Origin of the sequence: Pseudomonas sp. BNK-44-b, assembly GCF_047456245.1 — a bacterium.
GTDB classification, from domain to species: domain Bacteria; phylum Pseudomonadota; class Gammaproteobacteria; order Pseudomonadales; family Pseudomonadaceae; genus Aquipseudomonas; species Aquipseudomonas machongensis.
In genome coordinates, this window is sequence record NZ_CP179908.1 from 4,485,692 (window position 1) to 4,509,070 (window position 23,379).

Genomic DNA, 23,379 nt, shown 5'->3' on the forward strand with positions numbered 1-23,379 from the left:
TTTTGCGAAATGAATCTTGACGATGACCTACTCTCACATGGGGAAACCCCACACTACCATCGGCGATGCATCGTTTCACTGCTGAGTTCGGGATGGGATCAGGTGGTTCCAATGCTCTATGGTCGTCAAGAAATTCGGTTGCCAGTGCGTCTTTGCAGACACGCCAGCCAATTCGGATATGTGATCTTTGTGAGTCGCTTCGAACTTTCGGTTCGTTTCGTCTTCACCACCACAATCTGCAAAGCAGATTGCTTGGGTGTTATATGGTCAAGCCTCACGGGCAATTAGTATTGGTTAGCTCAACGCCTCACAGCGCTTACACACCCAACCTATCAACGTCGTAGTCTTCGACGGCCCTTTAGGGGATTCAAGATCCCAGTGAGATCTCATCTTGAGGCAAGTTTCCCGCTTAGATGCTTTCAGCGGTTATCTCTTCCGAACATAGCTACCCGGCAATGCCACTGGCGTGACAACCGGAACACCAGAGGTTCGTCCACTCCGGTCCTCTCGTACTAGGAGCAGCCCCTCTCAAATCTCAAACGTCCACGGCAGATAGGGACCGAACTGTCTCACGACGTTCTAAACCCAGCTCGCGTACCACTTTAAATGGCGAACAGCCATACCCTTGGGACCGGCTTCAGCCCCAGGATGTGATGAGCCGACATCGAGGTGCCAAACACCGCCGTCGATATGAACTCTTGGGCGGTATCAGCCTGTTATCCCCGGAGTACCTTTTATCCGTTGAGCGATGGCCCTTCCATACAGAACCACCGGATCACTAAGACCTACTTTCGTACCTGCTCGACGTGTGTGTCTCGCAGTCAAGCGCGCTTTTGCCTTTATACTCTACGACCGATTTCCGACCGGTCTGAGCGCACCTTCGTACTCCTCCGTTACTCTTTGGGAGGAGACCGCCCCAGTCAAACTACCCACCATACACTGTCCTCGATCCGGATCACGGACCTGAGTTAGAACCTCAAGGTTGCCAGGGTGGTATTTCAAGGATGGCTCCATGAGAACTGGCGTCCCCACTTCAAAGCCTCCCACCTATCCTACACAAGCAAGCTCAAAGTCCAGTGCAAAGCTATAGTAAAGGTTCACGGGGTCTTTCCGTCTAGCCGCGGATACACTGCATCTTCACAGCGATTTCAATTTCACTGAGTCTCGGGTGGAGACAGCGCCGCCATCGTTACGCCATTCGTGCAGGTCGGAACTTACCCGACAAGGAATTTCGCTACCTTAGGACCGTTATAGTTACGGCCGCCGTTTACCGGGGCTTCGATCAAGAGCTTCGCTTGCGCTAACCCCATCAATTAACCTTCCGGCACCGGGCAGGCGTCACACCCTATACGTCCACTTTCGTGTTTGCAGAGTGCTGTGTTTTTAATAAACAGTCGCAGCGGCCTGGTATCTTCGACCGGCATGGGCTTACGGAGCAAGTCCTTCACCCTCGCCGGCGCACCTTCTCCCGAAGTTACGGTGCCATTTTGCCTAGTTCCTTCACCCGAGTTCTCTCAAGCGCCTTGGTATTCTCTACCTAACCACCTGTGTCGGTTTGGGGTACGGTTCCCAGTTATCTGAAGCTTAGGAGCTTTTCTTGGAAGCATGGTATCAACCACTTCGCACTCTAAAGAGCGCTCGTCATCAGCTCTCGGCCTTGAAATCCCGGATTTGCCTAAGATTTCAGCCTACCACCTTAAACCTGGACAACCAACGCCAGGCTGGCCTAACCTTCTCCGTCCCTCCATCGCAATAACTGGAAGTACAGGAATATTAACCTGTTTTCCATCGACTACGCTTTTCAGCCTCGCCTTAGGGACCGACTAACCCTGCGTCGATTAACGTTGCGCAGGAAACCTTGGTCTTTCGGCGTGCGAGTTTTTCACTCGCATTGTCGTTACTCATGTCAGCATTCGCACTTCTGATACCTCCAGCAAGCTTCTCAACTCACCTTCACAGGCTTACAGAACGCTCCTCTACCGCATCACCAAAGGTGATACCCGTAGCTTCGGTGCATGGTTTGAGCCCCGTTACATCTTCCGCGCAGGCCGACTCGACTAGTGAGCTATTACGCTTTCTTTAAAGGGTGGCTGCTTCTAAGCCAACCTCCTAGCTGTCTAAGCCTTCCCACATCGTTTCCCACTTAACCATGACTTTGGGACCTTAGCTGACGGTCTGGGTTGTTTCCCTTTTCACGACGGACGTTAGCACCCGCCGTGTGTCTCCCATGCTCGGCACTTGCTGGTATTCGGAGTTTGCATCGGTTTGGTAAGTCGGGATGACCCCCTAGCCGAAACAGTGCTCTACCCCCAGCAGTGATACATGAGGCGCTACCTAAATAGCTTTCGAGGAGAACCAGCTATCTCCGAGCTTGATTAGCCTTTCACTCCGATCCACAGGTCATCCGCTAACTTTTCAACGGTAGTCGGTTCGGTCCTCCAGTCAGTGTTACCTAACCTTCAACCTGCCCATGGATAGATCGCCCGGTTTCGGGTCTATACCCAGCGACTAAAGCGCCCTATTAAGACTCGCTTTCGCTACGCCTCCCCTATTCGGTTAAGCTCGCCACTGAATATAAGTCGCTGACCCATTATACAAAAGGTACGCAGTCACCTAACATAGTAGGCTCCCACTGCTTGTACGCATACGGTTTCAGGTTCTATTTCACTCCCCTCTCCGGGGTTCTTTTCGCCTTTCCCTCACGGTACTGGTTCACTATCGGTCAGTCAGTAGTATTTAGCCTTGGAGGATGGTCCCCCCATGTTCAGACAAAGTTTCTCGTGCTCCGTCCTACTCGATTTCATTGAAAAGAGACTTTCGTGTACGGGGCTATCACCCACTATGGCCGCACTTTCCAGAGCGTTCCACTAATCTCAAATCAACTTAAGGGCTGGTCCCCGTTCGCTCGCCACTACTAAGGGAATCTCGGTTGATTTCTTTTCCTCAGGGTACTTAGATGTTTCAGTTCCCCTGGTTCGCCTCTTGCACCTATGTATTCAGTACAAGATACTCAGCTTATGCTGAGTGGGTTCCCCCATTCAGAGATCTCTGGATCACAGTCTGTTTGCCGACTCCCCAAAGCTTATCGCAGGCTACCACGTCTTTCATCGCCTCTGACTGCCAAGGCATCCACCGTATGCGCTTCTTCACTTGACCATATAACCCCAAGCAATCTGGTTATACTGTGAAGACGACATTCGCCGAAAATTCGTGAGAACTCACAAATTTTACCTTAGCCTGAATTACCAGCAGTGAAACTGGCATTCAGTCTATTTCTATCACATATCCGAATTTTTAAAGAACGATCTGACAAAAGCCAGAAATCAACATTCATCGACGAATGTTCATTTCTAGGTTCTGATCAAGGTACAGCGTAAGTGGTGGAGCCAAGCGGGATCGAACCGCTGACCTCCTGCGTGCAAGGCAGGCGCTCTCCCAGCTGAGCTATGGCCCCGCATATTGGTAGGTCTGGGCAGATTTGAACTGCCGACCTCACCCTTATCAGGGGTGCGCTCTAACCAACTGAGCTACAGACCTATATAGGGTCTTGATCGTCTTCACAATGAATCAAGCAATTCGTGTGGGAGCTCATCAGCAGGCTGATGTCTTCGATTAAGGAGGTGATCCAGCCGCAGGTTCCCCTACGGCTACCTTGTTACGACTTCACCCCAGTCATGAATCACACCGTGGTAACCGTCCTCCCGAAGGTTAGACTAGCTACTTCTGGTGCAACCCACTCCCATGGTGTGACGGGCGGTGTGTACAAGGCCCGGGAACGTATTCACCGCGACATTCTGATTCGCGATTACTAGCGATTCCGACTTCACGCAGTCGAGTTGCAGACTGCGATCCGGACTACGATCGGTTTTGTGAGATTAGCTCCACCTCGCGGCTTGGCAACCCTCTGTACCGACCATTGTAGCACGTGTGTAGCCCAGGCCGTAAGGGCCATGATGACTTGACGTCATCCCCACCTTCCTCCGGTTTGTCACCGGCAGTCTCCTTAGAGTGCCCACCATAACGTGCTGGTAACTAAGGACAAGGGTTGCGCTCGTTACGGGACTTAACCCAACATCTCACGACACGAGCTGACGACAGCCATGCAGCACCTGTGTCAGAGTTCCCGAAGGCACCCATCCATCTCTGGAAAGTTCTCTGCATGTCAAGGCCTGGTAAGGTTCTTCGCGTTGCTTCGAATTAAACCACATGCTCCACCGCTTGTGCGGGCCCCCGTCAATTCATTTGAGTTTTAACCTTGCGGCCGTACTCCCCAGGCGGTCAACTTAATGCGTTAGCTGCGCCACTAAAATCTCAAGGATTCCAACGGCTAGTTGACATCGTTTACGGCGTGGACTACCAGGGTATCTAATCCTGTTTGCTCCCCACGCTTTCGCACCTCAGTGTCAGTATCAGTCCAGGTGGTCGCCTTCGCCACTGGTGTTCCTTCCTATATCTACGCATTTCACCGCTACACAGGAAATTCCACCACCCTCTACCATACTCTAGCTCGCCAGTTTTGGATGCAGTTCCCAGGTTGAGCCCGGGGCTTTCACATCCAACTTAACGAACCACCTACGCGCGCTTTACGCCCAGTAATTCCGATTAACGCTTGCACCCTCTGTATTACCGCGGCTGCTGGCACAGAGTTAGCCGGTGCTTATTCTGTCGGTAACGTCAAAACAGCAAGGTATTAACTTACTGCCCTTCCTCCCAACTTAAAGTGCTTTACAATCCGAAGACCTTCTTCACACACGCGGCATGGCTGGATCAGGCTTTCGCCCATTGTCCAATATTCCCCACTGCTGCCTCCCGTAGGAGTCTGGACCGTGTCTCAGTTCCAGTGTGACTGATCATCCTCTCAGACCAGTTACGGATCGTCGCCTTGGTGAGCCATTACCTCACCAACTAGCTAATCCGACCTAGGCTCATCTGATAGCGCAAGGCCCGAAGGTCCCCTGCTTTCTCCCGTAGGACGTATGCGGTATTAGCGTTCCTTTCGAAACGTTGCCCCCCACTACCAGGCAGATTCCTAGGCATTACTCACCCGTCCGCCGCTGAATCAAGGAGCAAGCTCCCGTCATCCGCTCGACTTGCATGTGTTAGGCCTGCCGCCAGCGTTCAATCTGAGCCATGATCAAACTCTTCAGTTCAATACTGCTTGGGTTTTTAAGAAACCCTAAACTTGGCTCAGCAATCTCAAATGACTATGTGATTTCTCGCATGGTCACTTGTGATGCTGATAATCTTGGCGACTATCAGTCCGTACTCACAAGCACCCACACGAATTGCTTGATTCGATTTGTTAAAGAGCGTTTGGTTAAGAGCCTTTCGTCTCAACCGAGGCGCGCATTCTACGCTTTCCTCATTGGCTGTCAAGCGTTTATTTTGAAGTTTTTCGCGAGAAACTCGTTTAGCTTCAAACACTTGACTCGCTGCGATCTCTCGTAGCGGGAGGCGAATCATACAGCACTCGAAGATGCTGTCAACTGCCTTTTTCACCGCTGCCGATCAGGTGATCGAAGCGCTTCACGCCTCACCGAAATCGCTTAACTCGTTGATTAACAAAGAGTTTTGCGTTCCGTTTGCTGCGGAAGTGGGGCGCATTATAAGGGGATCTGAGAGGGCGTCAACCTTTTATTTCAGTTATTTGAAAGATCCTCGGCGCAGACCTTATATAGGCCACCAAGTGCCTGCCTCAAACTCTGCTGCGCCTACAAGATCGAGCGCCGCCCGCGCGGCGCTTCGCGGGCAAGCCCGCTCCCACAGTTTGTTTCTGGCCAGTGAGTCCTGTGGCATTTTCGCGCGCCCCCTTTGGCGCACGGCGCGGTACCGAGTCGTACACACCAGGCGGTCGCGCGCCTGTGGCACAGGCATAACTGGCCCGAAACAAATGTAGGGGCGGCGGTTCGGCGCTCCGACTTGCCCGCGAAGCGCCGCGCGGGCGGCGCTCGATTTTAACGGTGCCAGAAACCCCAAGGCAGGCACCTTGCAGTCACCCATTAATCCAAACCAGGCCTCACCCACCCCACAAACCAAAACGGGGAGGCCTGTCGGCCTCCCCGCTTCTCACATCACCACAACCTTACAAGCTCGGGAACGCAAACTGCGACGCTTCATGGCTCTTGCGCTGCGGCCAACGCTGGGTAATCGCCTTACGACGGGTATAGAAGCGCACCCCATCCGGCCCATAGGCGTGCAGGTCACCAAACAGCGAACGCTTCCAGCCGCCAAAGCTGTGATAGCTCACCGGCACTGGCAGCGGCACGTTCACCCCTACCATGCCCACTTCAATCTCATCACAGAACAAACGCGCCGCTTCACCGTCACGGGTGAAGATGCAAGTGCCGTTGCCGTATTCGTGATCGTTGATGAGCTGCATCGCCTCTTCCAGGCTCTGCACTCGTACCACACACAGCACCGGCCCGAAGATCTCCTCTTTATAGATGCGCATCTCCGGAGTGACGTTGTCGAACAGCGTCCCCCCAACGAAGTAACCGTCTTCATTGCCCGCAACGCGGAAACCACGGCCATCCACCACCAGCTTGGCACCCGCAGCCACGCCATCGTCGATATAGCCTACGACCTTGTCACGTGCAGCGGCAGTGACCAACGGCCCCATGTCCAGCCCGCAAGAAGTGCCGGCACCAATCTTCAGCGCCTTGATCTGTGGCTCCAGCTTGGCGATCAGCGCATCGGCGACCTGGTCGCCCACGCACACCGCCACCGAAATTGCCATGCAGCGCTCGCCACACGATCCATAGGCCGCACCCATCAGGGCGCTCACCGCATTGTCCAGCTCGGCATCGGGCATCAGCACCGCATGGTTCTTCGCACCACCCAACGCCTGCACACGCTTGCCGCGCTTGGTGCCTTCGGCATAGATGTATTCTGCGATCGGTGTCGAACCCACGAAGCTCAGAGCCTTGACTTCCGGTGCTTCGATCAGCGCATCCACCGCTTCCTTGTCGCCGTGCACCACATTGAGGATGCCCTTGGGCAGGCCGGCCTCCAGCAGCAGTTGGGCAATGAACAGGGTCGAGCTCGGGTCACGCTCCGACGGCTTGAGGATGAACGCGTTGCCGCAGACGATCGCCAGTGGGTACATCCACAGCGGCACCATCGCCGGGAAGTTGAACGGGGTAATGCCAGCCACCACGCCCAGCGGCTGGAAGTCGGACCAGGCGTCGATATTCGGGCCGACGTTGCGGCTGTATTCACCCTTGAGAATCTCGGGCGCAGCACAGGCGAACTCGACGTTCTCGATACCACGCTTCAGTTCGCCGGCGGCATCCTCGAGGGTCTTGCCGTGCTCTTCGCTGATCATCTGCGAAATGCGCGCCTCGTTCTGCTCCAGCAATTGCTTGAAGCGGAACATCACCTGGGCGCGCTTGGCCGGGGGCGTGTTGCGCCAGGCCGGGAATGCGGCCTTGGCCGAGTCGATGGCTTCCTGGATGGTGGCGCGGCTGGCGAGTTCGACCTTGCGCGTAGCCTGGCCGGTCGACGGGTTGAAGACATCGGCGGTGCGACCGCCCTTGGAAACCAGCTCACCATTGATCAGGTGCTGAACGATGCTCATGCAGAACTCCAGATAAAGAAGGTTGGAACAGGCGCGCTCAGGCGCCTGTCGTCAGCGTCGGAAAGATCAGTCGATCTGGTTCAGGGCTTCGCCTACCGCGTCGAACAGGCGATCCAGTTCCTGCGGCTTGGTATTGAAGGTTGGGCCGAACTGCAGGGTGTCCCCCCCGAAGCGGACATAGAAGCCGGCCTTCCACAGTTTCATGGCCGCCTCGTATGGACGCACGATCGCATCGCCATCGCGCGCTGCGATCTGGATCGCGCCAGCCAGGCCGTAGTTACGGATGTCGATGACATTCTTGGTGCCCTTGACGCCGTGCAGCAGGTTCTCGAAGTGCGGCGCCAGTTCGGCGGCGGATTGCACCAGGTTTTCCTTCTGCAGCAGGTCCAGCGCAGCGATACCGGCAGCGCAGGCCACAGGGTGAGCCGAATAGGTGTAGCCATGGGGGAATTCCACGGCGTACTCCGGCGTCGGTTGGTTCATGAAGGTCTGGTAGATTTCGCTGCTGGCGATCACCGCCCCCATCGGGATGGCTCCGTTGGTCACCTGCTTGGCGATGCACATCAGATCCGGAGTGACACCGAAGGCTTCGGAGCCGGTCATCGCACCCATACGACCGAAGCCAGTGATCACTTCATCGAAGATCAGCAGGATGTTGTGCTGGGTGCAGATTTCACGCAGACGTTTCAGATAACCCTTCGGCGGAGGCAGCACGCCAGCGGAGCCGGCCAGCGGCTCGACGATCACAGCGGCGATGTTCGAAGCGTCATGCAATTCGATCAGCTTGAGCATCTCCTCGGCCAGGGCGATACCGCCCTCCTCCGGCATGCCGCGGGAGAAAGCGTTCACCGGAAGCACGGTGTGAGGCAGATGGTCGACATCCAGCAGTTGGCCGAACATCTTGCGGTTGCCATTGACCCCACCCAGGCTGGTGCCAGCGATGTTCACGCCGTGGTAACCACGGGCACGACCAATGATCTTGGTCTTGGTTGCCTGGCCTTTCAGGCGCCAGTAGGCACGCACCATCTTCAGCGCGGTGTCGGCGCACTCGGAGCCGGAGTTGGTATAGAAGACATGGTTGAGGTCGCCCGGCGTCAGCTCGGCGATCTTCTCGGCCAGCTGGAACGACAGCGGATGGCCGAACTGGAAGGCCGGCGAATAATCCAGTGTGCTCAGCTGGCGCGTCACCGCGTCGGTGATTTCCTTGCGGGTATGCCCGGCGCCGCAGGTCCACAGGCCCGACAGTGCGTCGAAGATCTTGCGCCCCTTGTCGTCAACCAGGTGATTGCCTTCGGCGGCCACGATCAGGCGTGGATCACGCTGGAAGTTGCGGTTGGCGGTGTAGGGCATCCAGTGAGCATCCAGCTTGAGCTGGCTGGCCAGGCCGGACGGGGCGGTTTCGGGCATGTTCATCGGCGGTTCCTCGGAAGACGACTAGGCAACGATGGCTGTTGTTGCAGCTAAATTGTCACGGGGATAAAGTCTGAAAAAGCCAACATTTCTAATCTTCAGTTAGCAGCGGACTAAACTTATGAGTCGTCGCCCCAATCCTCTCGCGCAAGTCAGCGATTTCGATATTCGTCTGCTGAAGATTTACCGCAGTGTCGTCGAGTGCGGCGGCTTTTCGGCGGCGGAAAACGTACTGGGTATTGGACGCTCGGCCATCAGCCAGCAGATGAACGACCTGGAACAGCGCCTGGGCTTGCGCTTGTGCCAGCGTGGCCGGGCAGGCTTTTCGCTCACCGAAGAAGGCCGCGAGGTCTACCAATCGGCGCTGCAACTGCTCAGCGCCCTTGAGAGCTTTCGCACCGAGGTCAACGGACTGCACCAGCACCTGCGTGGCGAACTCAATATCGGCCTGACCGACAACCTGGTTACCTTGCCTCACATGCGCATCACCCACGCGCTCGCTGAGCTCAAGGATCGTGGGCCGGATGTACGCATCCAGATTCGCATGATCGCCCCGAGCCAGGTCGAACAAGGGGTGCTGGACGGCAGCCTGCATGTCGGCGTGGTGCCGCAGACCAGTCCGCTCTCGGGCCTGGAATACCAGCCCCTGTACAGCGAACGTTCATTGCTCTACTGCGCAGTCGGCCACCCCCTGTTCTATGCCGAGGATCAGAAAATCGACGATCAGCGCCTCAACAGCCAGGAAGCCATCGCTCCGACCTTCCGTTTGCCAGCCGATATCCAGGCGCACTACCAGGCACTGAACTGCACTGCCAGTGCCTCGGACCGCGAGGGCATGGCCTTTCTCATCCTCACCGGGCGCTACATCGGCTACCTGCCCGATCACTACGCCATGTTCTGGGTCCAGCAGGGCCGCCTGCGGGCACTGAAACCGACGCAACGCTTCTATGACCTGAGCCTGAGCTGGGTGACGCGCAAGGGACGCCGTCCGAATCTGGTGCTGGAAAGTTTTCTCGAAAGCCTCGCGGCAACGCGCTAATGCTTGTCACTTCGGCACAGGCAGGTAATCTGTCCGACATCCGTTGCCCACAGACCCCGTACGGAAACGTCCATGACCTTTGAAGTCCCTGCGCATCGCCTCTCCGCCTCGGGCAAGCCCGCCGGCCGCATTCGCCAAAAGAACGAACAGGCCATCATCCAGGCCGCCGAGGACGAATTCGCCCGCCATGGCTTCAAGGGCACCAGCATGAACACCATCGCGCTGAAGGCCAACCTGCCCAAAGCCAACCTGCACTACTACTTCACCAACAAGCTCGGCCTTTATATTGCCGTGCTCAGCAACATCATCGAATTGTGGGACAGCACCTTCAACGCCTTGAGCGTCGAGGACGACCCAGCCGTGGCGTTGAGCCAGTACATTCGCACCAAGATGGAGTTCTCCCGGCGCAACCCGCAGGCATCTCGGATCTTCGCCATGGAAGTGATCAGCGGCGGCCAGTGCCTGAGCGAATACTTCAGCGCCGACTACCGCGAGTGGTTCCGCGGGCGCGCCGCAGTGTTCCAGGCCTGGATCGAGGCCGGCAAGATGGACCGGGTAGACCCTGTGCACCTGATCTTCCTGCTCTGGGGCAGTACTCAGCACTACGCCGACTTCGCCACCCAGATCTGCCAGGTCACCGGCCGCAGCCGCCTGACCAAGCAGGACATGGAAGACGCCAGCAACAACCTTATCCACATCATTCTCAAAGGCTGCGGCATCAACCCGCCCGCGTGACCCGGACCTATGCCCTCTACCCTGCTTGAGCTCTGCGAGTTCCGCGAAGACATCCGCAAGAGCCGCTTCATCACCCTCGCCGGCCCTGTCAGCAGTGCCGCCGAGGCGATGAGTTTCATCGAACGTCACAGCGACCTGGCCGCCACCCACAATTGCTGGGCCTGGAAAATCGGCGCGCAATACCGCAGCAGCGATGATGGCGAGCCGGGCGGCACCGCCGGACGTCCAATTCTTGCGGCGATCGAAGCCCAGGACTGCGATCAGGTGGTGGTGCTGGTCATCCGCTGGTATGGCGGTATCCAGCTCGGCACCGGAGGCCTGGCCCGTGCCTATGGCGGGGGCGCCAACAAGTGCTTGCAACAGGCGCCGAAACGGCTGCTGGTACAGCGCAGCGAATTCACCTGCAGTTGCACGTTCAGCGAACTGACCTTGCTCAAGCTGCGCCTGGCCGAGGCCGACGGGCTGGTGCTGGACGAACAGTTCACGGCAAACGGCGTCGATCTACTCCTGGCGCTGGGCGAAGAGCACGTACAGACCTTCCAGCAGCAATTGTCCGACCTCAGCCGTGGCCGGATTCGTCTCGAACCTCGCTGAAAGGTGCCCACAACTACTGTGGGCCTGCCTGTGGATAAGCTTGGGGCATTCTTTGGCAAGCCTTGCCACGTATGGCTTTCAGCCGATTGAGCATATTTTGATCACTGTTTGATGACACCCGCAAACGACTGAAACCCGGAGAGTTATCCCCATCGCCCGGTTTTCACGAGCTTTCCCGCCGCCCACGTGCTTGCACACAATAACTGTGGAACAGCCTGTGGATAACCCGTGCGCCAACAGGCAGGGCGCCCACCAGCACACGGCGCGGAGCGTCTGATCATTTTTTGTACAAACGCAACGCAGGCGAGTCGCCCCCGCCTGGAGTATCCTCGATACCCTTCTTCAAGCGACCTCGGAGCATCCACATGTCCACAAGCAAAAACGCCCTCATCATCGGCGCCTCCCGCGGATTGGGACTGGGCTTGGTACAACGTCTGCGTGAAGACGGCTGGAACGTGACAGCCACCGTGCGCGATGCAAGCAAGCCGGGTGCCTTGAAAGATGTCGCAGGTGTGCGCATCGAATCCCTGGAAATGAACGATACCGCCTTGCTCGACGACCTCAAGCAGCGTGTGCAAGACGAGATTTTCGACCTGGTCTTCGTCAATGCCGGAGTCATGGGACCGTTGCCACAAGACCTGGAAACCGTGCAAGACACGCAGATCGGCGACCTGTTCATGACCAATGCCGTTGCGCCCATCCGTGTGGCGCGTCGCCTGGTCGGGCAGATCCGCGAAAACACCGGGGTGCTGGCGTTCATGAGCTCGGGCCTGGGTAGCGTGACCAGCCCTGATGGCAACGAGATCTGCCTGTACAAGGCCAGCAAGGCCGCGCTCAACTCGATGATCAACAGCTTCGTGGTTGAGTTGCAGCATTCCGACCTGAGCGTGCTGGCCATGCACCCAGGCTGGGTGAAGACCGACATGGGCGGCGAGAACGCGGAAATCGACGTGTTCACCAGCACACGCGGCATGCTCGACCGGATCAACGAGCAAAGCGGCCAGGGCGGCCTGCGCTTTATCAACTACAAGGGTGACGCCCTGACCTGGTGAATTGAAAGCCACGTGGCGAGGCAGTAGACTCGATGCCTCGCCTCGCGGCGGACCTGGATCAGCAGACAGGGCAACACTGAGCTGGCTAACCCTGAACCCACTTTCAGAGGAGCCGGCACCATGCCTGCGACCCGTATCTGGTTGAAATCCCCCCTTGCCATCTTCACTGCCAACGGTACCGATGCCCGCGGTGGCCTGGTCATTGAAAACGGCCGCATCAGCCAACTGCTCGCCCTCGGCGAACAGCCCGACACCGCCTGTGACCAAGTGTTCGATGCCCGTGAGCACGTTGTGCTGCCAGGTCTGATCAACACTCACCACCACTTCTACCAGACCCTCACCCGCGCATGGGCTCCTGTGGTCAACCAACCACTGTTTCCCTGGCTCAAGACCCTCTACCCGGTGTGGGCACGGCTAACCCCGGCCAAACTGGCGCTCGCCAGCGAGGTTGCACTGGCCGAACTGCTGCTGTCGGGTTGCACCACCGCCGCCGATCACCATTACCTGTTCCCGGAAGGTCTGGACCACGCCATCGACGTACAGGTAGAGGTCGTACGCAAGCTCGGCATGCGCGCCATGCTGACCCGCGGCTCGATGAGCCTGGGTGAAGCGGACGGCGGCTTGCCCCCGCAGCAGACAGTGCAACAAGGCGAAGTGATCCTGGCCGACAGTCAGCGACTTATCCACAGTTATCATGAGCGTGGCGAAGGTGCGCGCATCCAGATCGCCTTGGCGCCCTGCTCACCCTTCTCGGTCACGCCAGAGATCATGCGCGCCAGCGCCAGCCTGGCCGAAGAGCTGGACGTGCGCCTGCACACCCACCTGGCCGAAACACTCGATGAGGAAGACTTCTGCCTGCAGCGCTTCGGCCTACGCACCGTGGCCTATCTGGACAGTGTCGGCTGGCTCGGACCACGCACCTGGCTGGCCCATGGTATCCATTTCAACCCGGACGAAATCACGCGCCTGGGCGCTGCCGGCACCGGTATCTGCCATTGCCCGAGCTCGAACATGCGCCTGGCCTCGGGAATCTGCCCGACCATCGAGCTCGAAGCGGCCGGGGCCGCAGTCGGCCTGGGTGTAGACGGCTCGGCGTCCAACGATGCCTCGAACATGATCCTCGAAGCGCGCCAGGCCCTCTACCTGCAACGCCTGCGCTACGGCGCCGAGCAGATCACGCCCGAGCGCGCGCTGGGCTGGGCAACCCGTGGCTCGGCGCAACTGCTGGGCCGCAGCGATATTGGGGAGCTGGCGGTGGGCAAGCAGGCGGACCTGGCGTTGTTCAAGCTCGACGAACTGCGTTTCTCCGGAAGCCACGATCCGCTGTCGGCGCTGCTGCTGTGCGCGGCGGACCGGGCTGACCGAGTCATGGTCGGCGGACACTGGCGCGTGATTGATGGCCAGATCGAGGGACTCGATGTCCAGGGCCTGATCGCCGACCATCGTCAGGCGGCAGCCGCACTGATCGCCGGTTGAAGCACAGCGGGGCTGTCGGTCAGCCCCGCCCTACCGAATAGCGCATAGCCCTGTAGAATGTCGGCCAACCGTACCTGATTCGAGATCACACCCTATGTATGACTGGCTCAATGCCTTGCCCAAGGCCGAACTGCATATGCACCTGGAAGGTTCGCTGGAGCCGGAACTGCTGTTCGCCCTGGCCGAACGCAACAAGGTCGCCCTGCCCTGGGCCGACGTGGAGACGCTGCGCAGCGCCTACGCGTTCAACAACCTGCAGGAGTTTCTCGACCTCTACTACCAGGGCGCTGATGTACTGCGCACCGAGCAGGACTTCTACGACCTGACCTGGGCCTACCTGCAACGCTGCAAGGCGCAGAACGTCATTCACACCGAACCCTTTTTCGACCCACAGACCCATACCGACAGGGGTATCCCCTTCGAGGTGGTGCTCGGCGGCATCAACCAGGCGCTCAAGGATGGTCGCGAGCAGTTGGGTATCAGCAGCGGCCTGATCCTGAGCTTCCTGCGCCACCTCAGCGAGGCGGAGGCCGAGAAGACCCTCGACCAGGCCCTGCCATTCCGCGATGCCTTCATTGCCGTGGGCCTGGACAGCTCGGAGAAAGGCCATCCACCAAGCAAGTTCCAGCGCGTCTTCGACCGAGCCCGCAACGAAGGCCTGGTCGCCGTTGCCCACGCCGGCGAGGAAGGGCCGCCCGAGTACATCTGGGAAGCCCTCGACCTGCTGAAAATCAAGCGCATTGACCACGGCGTGCGAGCTATCGAAGATGAGCGGCTGATGCAACGCATCATCGACGAGCAGATTCCGCTGACCGTCTGCCCGCTGTCGAACACCAAGCTCTGCGTGTTCGATCATATGAGCCAGCACAACATCCTCGACATGCTCGAGCGTGGGGTCAAAGTCACGGTGAACTCCGATGATCCGGCCTACTTCGGCGGATATGTCACGGAAAACTTCCACGCCTTGTACCAGCATCTGGGCATGTCCCAAGAGCAGGCAATGCGCCTGGCACAGAACAGCCTGGATGCACGTCTGGTTTGAGTGGACGAGCACAGCCGGCATTAAAGGGGCACTTCAACCCACCTGCAATGCCGGCACCCGCGCGATACGGTTGATCTCTTGAATACCCAGGGAAGAAATCTGCATCACGCGGGACCCCTCCTGCTCGCGTATCCAGCCAGACTGCATGAACAACCTGAGCATCGCTTGCCCAACACCACCGCCCAGGTGGGGGCCGTTGTCACTCCACTCGCTGCTGTGGCAGACCACACAGGCACCGCGTTGGCGCGGCGCCAGCGCATCGATGTAGACGCCAATCGCGGCCAGTTGCACACGCCCTTCCAGGCTCACGGTAGGGTGCAGGTCATTGCCCTCCAACCAACCAGCGGACACCATGCGCCGATACAGGTCTACCGCAATTTCGCCACCCAGGTGATCGCCACAACGTCGCGCCCTGCGCAACGACAGCGGCACCTGCAACGGCCTGACCGATCCCTGGCATTCGCCACGACCGCCAAGCTGCACGCTGGCCAGTGCCTCGACCGCGGCGATCACCTCGGGGGTGGCCAGTCGAAAATAGCGCTTGCGCCCACGTGCCTCGAGGCGCAGCAGGCCGGCAGCAGACAACAAGGACAAGTGCGCGCAGGCCGATGACGGCGTAACGCCAATCATGAGTGCCAACTCGTCAGCGTGCCGAGAAGATCCATCGATCAGGGCCCAGAGCATGGCACTGCGCTTGGGCTCGGCCATCAGACCGGCGATCTGACTGATACTGCTGACTGCTTTCATACTCTATCAACTCCATTGCGAGATCCGTTTTTTATCCAATGGCCATCATGGCAGTGGGACTGGCCAGAGGTTGCAGCAGATAGTGTGGGTTGCAGCCTGTCAGGCAGTGTGGGAAACACCGCCTGGTGGGGAAACCGCTCTTGGGGGCAAGTATAAGCCGCCGAAAGCCCTGTACTAGCTGGGTTTGGCCAACGTTTCGCGACACAAGACCGAGGGTAGTAGCACCCTTCGCGAAATCGAAAAAAGCCGGTAAATGACAAGCGCTATCAGCATCCCCTCTAACATCCCGGACCTGGCCAGATTCCTTGCCAGATAAAGGCCACAACAGAGGAACAATGCCGACAGTCGAGTTCCACAAGTAGGGCAAGAAAAAGCGAAGGTTCGCATCTTGGTTGAATAAGCCTTTCGTCCCTCGGGTGACCGTCAGTCAGGACGTCACCCCGGCATGTGGCGGGCAATAGGGACGGCGCTACACTGATTTCGCTCTCACCCCGACTGGAGGATGCCGCGATGAAGATTGTCGTCAGTACATCGAACCGCCACCCCAACTGCCCCTGGCAGGTACAGCTCGATCAACATGTGGTGAGTTTTCGCAGCGAGGCGGAGGCCCGGGCATTCGTCGCCGTTCTGGAGACACGCCTGAAGGCCCCTCACCCCCTCATGCAGCCTGCCTGGACTGGAGGCGTCGAGTCAGCATCGCGACATTGACCACCAGCACACCGCACAAGCTGATCACCAAGGCCATCGGCACTGCGCTGCCATCGTGCAGAACCCCCACCAACGCTGCCGCGCCTGCAGCGACGCTGAACTGCAGGCTGCCCATCAATGCCGATGCGCTGCCGGCCCTGGCCCCCTGCCCGTTCATGGCACAGGCCGAGGCGTTGGGAATGATGCAGCCCAGGCTGGCGATGCAAACGAACAGCGGCACCAGCAATGGCCACAACTGCGTCGGACGCAGCAGCGCCACCCCCAGCAGTACCAACCCGGCAGCCAGGTAGAGCCATACCGCTCGGGCCAGCAGGAAGGCAGGGCCGCGCTTGGCCAGCAGTCGGGCGTTGACCTGGGCGCAGAGGATGAAACCGGCAGCATTGGTGCCAAACAGCCAGCCGTAATGCTCGGCCGGTACACCATAGAGCTTGATGAACACGAACGGGGAACCGGCGATATAGGCGAACATGCCGGCGATGGCGATGCCGCCCGTCAGCGCATGCCCCAGGAACACACGATCGCCCAGCAGCCGCAGGTACTGACGCAAGGCACCCGACAGCGGCTGGCGGGGCACATGGGCTGGCAGGCTTTCCGGCAGCCCCAGGCTCACCGCCAGCAGGCAAGCAGCGCTGAACAGGCTGAGCACCAGGAAGATCGACTGCCAGCCAGACACATTGATCAGCACGCCACCGAGCATCGGCGCGAGAATCGGCGCGAGCCCCATCACCAGCATCAATTGCGAGAACGCTTTGGCTGCCCCCACCGCGTCACATTTGTCGACGACGATGGCACGCGACAGCACCATGCCCGCACACCCACCCAATGCCTGGATGAACCGCGCCACCACAAGAGTGTCGAGGTCCGGGGCGTAGGCGCAGGCGAGCGACGCCAGGGTGAAAAGGCTGATACCGAACAACAGTGGCTTGCGTCGGCCGAAACGGTCGGCGATCGGACCATAGGCCAGTTGGCCAAGCGACAAACCAAGGAAATAGGCAGCCAGGGTCGTCTGGACGTGCTGTTCATCGGTGCCGAAGGCCTGGGCCATGGCAGGGAACGCGGGGAGATAGAAATCGATCGCCAATGGCGCGAAGGCCGAGAGAGCGCCGAGGATCAACAGGATGCGCAGGTTCATCGGAAATCCATAGCAGGCTAAGCAACGGGCTAGTCTAACTGCACTGGGGTCGGCCTGGTATGAAAAGCTTTGTAACAGTTACGCCCGAAAACGGTGATACCCGCAGCAGGTACCACCGTTCATCGCCGTCAGGCCGGCTCGACCTGATAACCCTCTTCACGGATCGCTTCCAGGATCTGCTGCACCCCGAGTTGGCTCTGCACCCGCACCTGTTTGGCGCCCAGGTCGACTTCCACCTGCGCCGTCGCATCCTGCTCCTGAACCGCACGGGTCACTGCCTTGACGCAATGACCGCAGCTCATGCCCTGCACATTGAAGACTTGCATTGGAACTACCTCCATCTGGGTTTTGCGGAGAGTTTCAAGCTTGCCATCATGGAAAGGTCAAGTTCTGCACAAAACGGCCGGGCTGGAAATCCGCGAGCGGCTCAGCCAAGCTGCGCTTTTGACGACTCGCCAACCAGGAGAAGTTTCATGATCAGGGCAGCATTGGGCCTCGTCGGGCTGCTGAGTGCCGTGGCCGTCGTGCCACCGGTCAGCGCCGAGGGCAATTCGGACTACAGCGTGCTGATCATTTCCCGGGAACGCCTGGAAGTGGCCACCAGCTGCGAAATCGGTGTGTATCTCAACGACCAGCTTTCCGGCCGTGTGTTCCAGGAACAATCGACCTCGTTCAACCTGCCGCCTGGACCGGTGGACGTGCGCCTGCGCCTGCTGCCCGGGCAGGTGCCCGGTTGTGCACCCGGCGTCGAAGACCAGCGCAGCACCCGCCTCAACCTGCAAGCGGGGCAGATCAACAAATACCGGATCGCCGTGGGCCAGAATGGACTGGAATTGAAGCGAGCCGGCCTGGGGTATTGACCTTACCAACATGGCAAGCTTGATGCTGCAGGCTCGATCACGGAGGAAAGCCCATGTCCGCATCAACTACCTTCGACCTGCCGATCAGCGGCATGACCTGCGCCAGTTGCGTCGGCCGCGTCGAGCGCGCGCTGCGTAAGGTCAACGGCGCCGAACAGGTCAGTGTCAACCTTGCCACCGAACAGGCCAGGGTCCAGGCTCCGGCCGAAAGCCTGCCGGACCTGCTCGAGGCCGTGCGCAAGGCCGGCTACAGCGTGCCGAGCCGCACCCTTGAACTTCAGGTGGGCGGCATGACCTGCGCTAGCTGTGTCGGCCGCGTCGAGCGCGCCCTGGGCAAGGTGTCCGGCGTCGAGCAGGTCAGCGTGAACCTGGCCAGCGAACGCGCCCACCTCAGGGTACTCAAGGGCGTCAGCGACGACGCCTTGATCGGCGCCGTGGAAAAGGCCGGCTACAGCGCCAGCCTGCCACGTACCGCCCACGACGATCGCCATGACGCGCAGCGACGCCTGCGCAACGAACGCCTCGCGGTGATCGCCGCCCTGCTGCTGGCCTTGCCCCTGGTACTGCCAATGCTGGTGCAGCCGTTCGGCTTGCATTGGATGCTGCCGGCCTGGGCTCAGTTCGTACTGGCGACACCGGTGCAGTTCATCCTCGGCGCACGCTTCTACAAGGCCGCCTGGAAAGCCGTGCGTGCCGGCGCAGGCAACATGGACCTGCTGGTGGCGCTCGGCACCAGCGCTGGCTATGGCCTGAGCCTGTATGAATGGTCGCAGGCCCACGTGGGCATGGAGCCTCACCTCTATTTCGAAGCCTCGGCCGTGGTAATCGCCCTGGTATTGCTGGGCAAACACCTGGAAAGCCGTGCCAAGCGCCAGACCGCCAGTGCCATTCGCGCCCTGGAAGCCCTGCGCCCCGAACGCGCATTGCGCGTGGTCGAAGGCCGCGAGGAAGACGTAGCGATCAGCCAGTTGCGCCTGGACGATCTGGTGCTGGTCAAGCCCGGCGAGCGCTTCCCGGTCGACGGCGAGGTGATCGAAGGCAGCAGTCACGCCGACGAAGCGCTGATCAGCGGCGAAAGCTTGCCAGTGCCCAAACAGCCCGGCGACAAGGTCACAGGCGGTGCGATCAACGGTGAAGGACGCCTGCTGGTGCGCACCCTGGCCCTGGGCACCGAAACCGTACTTGCGCGGATCATTCGCCTGGTCGAAGACGCCCAGGCCGCCAAGGCACCGATCCAGAAGCTGGTCGACCGGGTCAGCCAAGTGTTCGTCCCGGCAGTGCTGGTGCTGGCTTTGATCACCCTGGTCGGCTGGTGGCTGGCCGACGCACCGCTGGAAAGCGCACTGATCAACGCCGTGGCCGTGCTGGTGATCGCCTGCCCTTGCGCTCTGGGCCTGGCCACACCAGCGGCGATCATGGCCGGCACCGGTGTGGCAGCCAGCCATGGCATCCTGATCAAGGACGCCGATGCATTGGAGCGAGCCCATGCGGTCAATCGCGTGGTCTTCGACAAGACCGGCACCCTGACCTCCGGCAGCCCCCGCATCGTCCACAGCGAAGCCGCCGTCGGCGATGCACACGACCTGCTGCGCCTGGCCGGAGCCTTGCAACGCGGCAGCGAGCATCCGCTGGCCAAGGCCGTGCTGGATGGTGGCGCTGAGCAAGGGCTGGAGATTCCCCTGGTAAGCGATAGCCAGTCGCTCACCGGGCGCGGCATCGCCGGTACGGTCGAAGGCCGGGTATTGGCCCTGGGCAACCGACGCCTGCTCGACGAAAGCGGCCTCGAGCCCGGCGCCCTGCTCGATAAGGCCCAGGCCTGGGAAGCCGAAGGTCGCACGTTGTCGTGGTTGATCGAGCGCGCACCGCATGCCCGCGTGCTCGGGTTGTTCGCCTTTGGTGACAGCCTCAAGCCCGGCGCCGAGCAGGCGATCGCGGCACTGCGCTCACAGGGCATCAGCAGTCACCTGTTGACCGGCGACAACCGCGGCAGCGCCAAGGTGGTCGCCGAGGCGCTGGGCATCGATGATGTGCACGCCGAAGTCTTGCCAGCCGACAAAGCGGCCACCGTCAACGCACTCAAGCAGAACGCCGTGGTGGCCATGGTCGGCGACGGCATCAACGATGCCCCGGCCCTGGCCGCCGCCGATATCGGCATCGCCATGGGAGGCGGCACGGACGTAGCAATGCAGGCCGCCGGCATCACCCTGATGCGCGGCGACCCTCGCCTGGTACCTGCGGCCCTGGAAATCAGCAACAAGACCTACGCCAAGATCCGTCAGAATCTGTTCTGGGCGTTCATCTACAACCTGATCGGTATCCCGCTTGCCGCCTTTGGCTTCCTCAACCCGGTTCTGGCTGGCGCGGCCATGGCGCTCTCCAGCGTCAGCGTGGTGAGCAACGCCTTGTGGCTCAAGACCTGGAAGCCCACCGGCATCGCTTCGAAGGAGACGCCATGAACATCGGCCAAGCCGCCCGGCGCAGCGGGCTCAGCGCCAAGATGATCCGCTACTACGAGTCCATCGGACTGCTCAAGCCGGCGCTGCGCAGCGACAGCGGCTATCGGCTGTACCAGCAGGAAGACCTGCACAGCCTGGCGTTCATCAAGCGCTCGCGCGACCTGGGGTTTTCCCTGGAAGAAGTGTCCCGGCTGCTGACACTCTGGCAGGACCGCCAGCGCGCCAGCGCCGACGTCAAGGCGCTGGCGACACAGCATATCGACGAACTGAACCGGCGGATCGAGGAGATGGTGAGCCTGCGCGATACCTTGAGCGAACTGGTCGCCCACTGCCAGGGCGATGATCGCCCCGACTGCCCGATTCTCAGGGACCTGGCGAACGAAGGTGAATGCTCCCACTGAGCGCTGCCGGGGGCTGCCTGACGGCCCGTGGCAGTATTTTGGTATGCCATATTAGCCATCCCTGGCCGAACCGACCTCAATTTCAAGTTTCATCCAATAAATACGGGAGTTTCACTCAGAAATTCCTGCGCCCTGCCGATGCCCTGTATACCAGTTTCATGCGTCGACAAGAAAAATTCCGGGAGCGTGGATGAACATCAAGCAAAAATTGACCTGGGCCTTCGCCGTCATTGCCGGCCTGCCCATCGTTCTGGTCGCCACCGTAGTGGTACTGAACCTGCGTGAAGAAGCGCAGGACGACTTCCTGGATGGCAGCAGCCGGGAGATCCGCCAGGTCGGCAACGCGATGAACATCTTCTTCCAGGGCATTGCACAGAACGTCGAGTACCTCGCCAGCCAGCACTTGGTCACCGCCAGCGCCGACAATCTCAAGAAGTACATTGCCGCCGACGCCGCGCAGATTCCCTTGGGCGAGCAGGACAAGGCGCTGTACGACCAGTTCACCCGCCTGGCCCAGAGCCACCCCGACTACGCGTACGTGTCCTACGGCGTGAAAGACGGCGGCTATGCGTTCTGGCCGGGCGATCCGAAGATGGCCAGCTACGACCCACGCACCCGCCCCTGGTACCAGGCCGCCATGGCCAGCCCCGGCAAGACCCTGCGCACCGCGCCCTACTACTGGGCCGGCGACGACGCCGTGCTGGTCAGCACCGTGCGCACCGTGGCCAACCAGCTCGGTAGCCCGGGCGGCGTGGTCAACATCGACGTCTCGCTCAAGGGGCTGACCGAGATCGTCAAGCAGATCAAGCTGGGTGACAGCGGCTACCTGATCCTGATGGAGAACAACGGCAACGTCATGGTCGACCCGCGAGACGCCAGCCACAACTTCAAGCAGCTGGACAGCTTCGGCGGCGGCTACGCCGAGCTGGCCAAGGCCGGCAAGGGCCTGGCCGAAGTGACACTCGACGGCGAGCGCTACATGGCCAACATCTACCCCGACGAGCGCCTGGGCTGGACTTTCATCGGCCTGATCCGCCAGGACGAGGTGATGCAGACCACCACCCGCCTGACCTGGCTGATCGGCACCCTCGCACTGGTGCTGGCGGCAGTCTTCGCCGTGGCTGGCGCTGCCTTCGCCAAGCTCATCGTCCGGCCGATCAACAGCGTCACCAGCGGCCTGGAAGACATCGCCCAGGGCGAAGGCGACCTGACCCGTAATCTCGAAGTGCGAGGCAGCGACGAAACCGCGCAACTGGCCAACTGGTTCAACCAGTTCCTGGGGGCGATTCGCAGCCTGATCCAGCATATCGGCGGCGCCGCCGGCAAGATCCTCAGCACCTCGGCCAGCTCCACCCGGGTGTCCGGCGACATGGCCGAAGCCGCCGGCCGTCAGCGCGAGGCGGTGGACATGGTGTCCACCGCCTTCCATGAAATGGTCGCCACCGCCAACGAAGTGGCGCGCTCCTGCAGCCAGGCTGCGCAGTCGGCCGACAGCGGTCAGCAACAGGCACGCGAAGGGCAACAGCAGATAGATGCGGCCGTACAGAGCGTCGACCGCCTGAGCCAGGAGATCGAGCAATCGGCGCAGTCGATCCAGCAACTGGAGCGCGACAGCAACGCGATCCAGTCGATTCTCGGCACCATCCGCTCGATCGCCGAGCAGACCAACCTTCTGGCCCTCAACGCCGCCATCGAAGCGGCCCGCGCCGGAGAGCAGGGCCGTGGCTTTGCCGTGGTAGCCGACGAAGTCCGCGCCCTGGCCAAGCGCACCGCCGACTCCACCTCCGAGATCGACGGGCTGCTGGGCAACCTCGCCAACCGTACCGCCGAAGTGGCCGAGCAGATGCATGCCAGCCTTGAGGTGTCGCAGCAGTCGGTCAACCGCATCGGCCTGGCGCGCGACAGCTTCGGGCAGATCCGCGAGTCGGTAGACATCATCCGTGACATGAACACCCAGATCGCCACCGCCGCCGAAGAGCAGCACCAGGTGGCCGAGGACATCAATCGGCATATCAGCCAGATTCACGGCGATGCGCAGTTGGTGGCCGAGCTTGCGCAAGCAGCGCGGCAGGACTCCCAGAGCCTGGAAGGGTTGTCCAACGAGCTGGATGCGTTGGTGCGGCGGTTCAGGACCTGACGTTCACGCGCCAC

At 60.1% G+C, this 23,379-nt stretch carries 15 protein-coding genes, 2 tRNA genes, 3 rRNA genes and 2 pseudogenes; 12 read left to right on the top strand and 10 right to left on the bottom strand.

The genetic code is table 11. From position 1 onward, the window contains the following. Positions 1–14: 14 nt before the first annotated feature. The 7 genes from rrf to ACMGGG_RS20495 all read right to left on the bottom strand — a co-directional run bounded on the left by rrf (position 15) and on the right by ACMGGG_RS20495 (position 8,989). Positions 15–130: ribosomal RNA gene (gene rrf, locus ACMGGG_RS20465) — 5S ribosomal RNA — on the bottom strand. A gap of 133 nt (positions 131–263) precedes the next feature. Next, positions 264–3,156, bottom strand: a 23S ribosomal RNA gene (locus ACMGGG_RS20470). Positions 3,157–3,378: 222 nt separating this feature from the next. Beyond that, positions 3,379–3,454: transfer RNA gene (locus ACMGGG_RS20475), tRNA-Ala, on the bottom strand. A 6-nt stretch (positions 3,455–3,460) separates the two neighbouring features. After that, positions 3,461–3,537, bottom strand: a tRNA-Ile gene (locus ACMGGG_RS20480). Between the two features lie 76 nt (positions 3,538–3,613). Next, positions 3,614–5,150 (bottom strand): 16S ribosomal RNA (locus ACMGGG_RS20485). Together the 16S, 23S and 5S rRNA genes with 2 tRNA genes alongside form the textbook arrangement of a ribosomal RNA operon. 932 nt (positions 5,151–6,082) lie before the next feature. Next, a complete protein-coding gene (locus ACMGGG_RS20490) occupies positions 6,083–7,576 on the bottom strand; it encodes a CoA-acylating methylmalonate-semialdehyde dehydrogenase (protein ID WP_063546230.1) in 1,494 nt (497 codons plus the stop codon). Between the two features lie 66 nt (positions 7,577–7,642). After that, positions 7,643–8,989, bottom strand: a complete 1,347-nt coding sequence (locus ACMGGG_RS20495; RefSeq protein WP_414154324.1) for an aspartate aminotransferase family protein — start codon at positions 8,987–8,989, stop codon at positions 7,643–7,645. A gap of 118 nt (positions 8,990–9,107) precedes the next feature. Here ACMGGG_RS20495 and ACMGGG_RS20500 point away from each other — a divergent pair, with 118 nt between their 5' ends. The 6 genes from ACMGGG_RS20500 to ACMGGG_RS20525 all read left to right on the top strand — a co-directional run bounded on the left by ACMGGG_RS20500 (position 9,108) and on the right by ACMGGG_RS20525 (position 14,924). Next, positions 9,108–10,025 carry a LysR family transcriptional regulator gene (locus tag ACMGGG_RS20500; protein WP_414154325.1) on the top strand — a complete coding sequence of 306 codons (918 nt, stop codon included), beginning with the start codon at positions 9,108–9,110 and terminating at the stop codon, positions 10,023–10,025. Positions 10,026–10,097: 72 nt separating this feature from the next. Further along, on the top strand, positions 10,098–10,760 hold the full coding sequence (locus tag ACMGGG_RS20505) for a TetR/AcrR family transcriptional regulator (protein WP_414154326.1): 663 nt from the start codon (positions 10,098–10,100) through the stop codon (positions 10,758–10,760). Positions 10,761–10,769: 9 nt separating this feature from the next. Beyond that, a complete protein-coding gene (locus tag ACMGGG_RS20510) occupies positions 10,770–11,354 on the top strand; it encodes an IMPACT family protein (RefSeq protein ID WP_112899241.1) in 585 nt (194 codons plus the stop codon). 365 nt (positions 11,355–11,719) lie between these two features. Continuing rightward, entirely contained in the window at positions 11,720–12,406 is a 687-nt protein-coding gene (locus tag ACMGGG_RS20515) for an SDR family oxidoreductase (RefSeq protein ID WP_414154327.1), read from the top strand. 120 nt (positions 12,407–12,526) lie between these two features. Beyond that, on the top strand, positions 12,527–13,882 hold the full coding sequence (locus tag ACMGGG_RS20520) for an 8-oxoguanine deaminase (protein WP_414154328.1): 1,356 nt from the start codon (positions 12,527–12,529) through the stop codon (positions 13,880–13,882). A gap of 94 nt (positions 13,883–13,976) precedes the next feature. Then, complete coding sequence (locus tag ACMGGG_RS20525) at positions 13,977–14,924, top strand: adenosine deaminase (protein ID WP_063546242.1); 948 nt, start codon at positions 13,977–13,979, stop codon at positions 14,922–14,924. A 33-nt stretch (positions 14,925–14,957) separates the two neighbouring features. Here ACMGGG_RS20525 and ACMGGG_RS20530 read toward each other — a convergent pair whose 3' ends face one another. Next, positions 14,958–15,671: an ArsR/SmtB family transcription factor gene (locus ACMGGG_RS20530; protein WP_063546244.1), complete on the bottom strand. Its 714-nt coding sequence runs from the start codon at positions 15,669–15,671 to the stop codon at positions 14,958–14,960. 510 nt (positions 15,672–16,181) lie between these two features. Between ACMGGG_RS20530 and ACMGGG_RS20535 the strand changes: the two genes are divergently transcribed. Continuing rightward, positions 16,182–16,379, top strand: coding sequence for a hypothetical protein (locus ACMGGG_RS20535; RefSeq protein WP_081255318.1), 198 nt, complete (start codon positions 16,182–16,184; stop codon positions 16,377–16,379). Here ACMGGG_RS20535 and ACMGGG_RS20540 read toward each other — a convergent pair. Both ACMGGG_RS20540 and ACMGGG_RS20545 read right to left on the bottom strand, forming a co-directional pair. Further along, a complete protein-coding gene (locus ACMGGG_RS20540; protein ID WP_054895188.1) occupies positions 16,330–17,511 on the bottom strand; it encodes a multidrug effflux MFS transporter in 1,182 nt (393 codons plus the stop codon). The two genes, ACMGGG_RS20535 and ACMGGG_RS20540, sit on opposite strands and share 50 nt — an antisense overlap. A 128-nt stretch (positions 17,512–17,639) precedes the next feature. Further along, entirely contained in the window at positions 17,640–17,837 is a 198-nt protein-coding gene (locus ACMGGG_RS20545) for a heavy-metal-associated domain-containing protein (RefSeq protein WP_323453441.1), read from the bottom strand. 147 nt (positions 17,838–17,984) lie between these two features. Here ACMGGG_RS20545 and ACMGGG_RS20550 point away from each other — a divergent pair, with 147 nt between their 5' ends. The 5 genes and pseudogenes from ACMGGG_RS20550 to ACMGGG_RS20570 all read left to right on the top strand — a co-directional run. Then, a complete protein-coding gene (locus ACMGGG_RS20550; RefSeq protein ID WP_054895190.1) occupies positions 17,985–18,371 on the top strand; it encodes a hypothetical protein in 387 nt (128 codons plus the stop codon). A 53-nt stretch (positions 18,372–18,424) separates the two neighbouring features. Next, entirely contained in the window at positions 18,425–20,827 is a 2,403-nt protein-coding gene (locus tag ACMGGG_RS20555) for a heavy metal translocating P-type ATPase (protein WP_414154329.1), read from the top strand. Further along, positions 20,824–21,228 (top strand): Cu(I)-responsive transcriptional regulator, encoded by a 405-nt coding sequence (gene cueR, locus ACMGGG_RS20560; RefSeq protein ID WP_414154330.1) that lies wholly within the window; start codon positions 20,824–20,826, stop codon positions 21,226–21,228. The genes ACMGGG_RS20555 and cueR overlap by 4 nt, the downstream gene beginning before the upstream one ends. Before the next feature lie 346 nt (positions 21,229–21,574). Beyond that, positions 21,575–22,507, top strand: a pseudogene (locus ACMGGG_RS20565) (cache domain-containing protein); the annotation flags it as partial. A 261-nt stretch (positions 22,508–22,768) separates the two neighbouring features. Beyond that, positions 22,769–23,365 (top strand): annotated as a pseudogene (locus ACMGGG_RS20570) (methyl-accepting chemotaxis protein); the annotation flags it as partial. Positions 23,366–23,379 lie beyond the last annotated feature (14 nt).

Coding starts and splice junctions, on each gene's coding strand:
- ACMGGG_RS20550 (WP_054895190.1), top strand. CDS start 17,985: ATGATCAGGGCAGCATTGGGCCTCGTCGGGCTGCTGAGTGCCGTGGCC.
- ACMGGG_RS20490 (WP_063546230.1), bottom strand. CDS start 7,576: ATGAGCATCGTTCAGCACCTGATCAATGGTGAGCTGGTTTCCAAGGGC.
- ACMGGG_RS20555 (WP_414154329.1), top strand. CDS start 18,425: ATGTCCGCATCAACTACCTTCGACCTGCCGATCAGCGGCATGACCTGC.
- ACMGGG_RS20495 (WP_414154324.1), bottom strand. CDS start 8,989: ATGAACATGCCCGAAACCGCCCCGTCCGGCCTGGCCAGCCAGCTCAAG.
- cueR (WP_414154330.1), top strand. CDS start 20,824: ATGAACATCGGCCAAGCCGCCCGGCGCAGCGGGCTCAGCGCCAAGATG.
- ACMGGG_RS20530 (WP_063546244.1), bottom strand. CDS start 15,671: ATGAAAGCAGTCAGCAGTATCAGTCAGATCGCCGGTCTGATGGCCGAG.
- ACMGGG_RS20520 (WP_414154328.1), top strand. CDS start 12,527: ATGCCTGCGACCCGTATCTGGTTGAAATCCCCCCTTGCCATCTTCACT.
- ACMGGG_RS20505 (WP_414154326.1), top strand. CDS start 10,098: ATGACCTTTGAAGTCCCTGCGCATCGCCTCTCCGCCTCGGGCAAGCCC.
- ACMGGG_RS20515 (WP_414154327.1), top strand. CDS start 11,720: ATGTCCACAAGCAAAAACGCCCTCATCATCGGCGCCTCCCGCGGATTG.
- ACMGGG_RS20545 (WP_323453441.1), bottom strand. CDS start 17,837: ATGCAAGTCTTCAATGTGCAGGGCATGAGCTGCGGTCATTGCGTCAAG.
- ACMGGG_RS20525 (WP_063546242.1), top strand. CDS start 13,977: ATGTATGACTGGCTCAATGCCTTGCCCAAGGCCGAACTGCATATGCAC.
- ACMGGG_RS20500 (WP_414154325.1), top strand. CDS start 9,108: ATGAGTCGTCGCCCCAATCCTCTCGCGCAAGTCAGCGATTTCGATATT.
- ACMGGG_RS20540 (WP_054895188.1), bottom strand. CDS start 17,511: ATGAACCTGCGCATCCTGTTGATCCTCGGCGCTCTCTCGGCCTTCGCG.
- ACMGGG_RS20535 (WP_081255318.1), top strand. CDS start 16,182: ATGAAGATTGTCGTCAGTACATCGAACCGCCACCCCAACTGCCCCTGG.
- ACMGGG_RS20510 (WP_112899241.1), top strand. CDS start 10,770: ATGCCCTCTACCCTGCTTGAGCTCTGCGAGTTCCGCGAAGACATCCGC.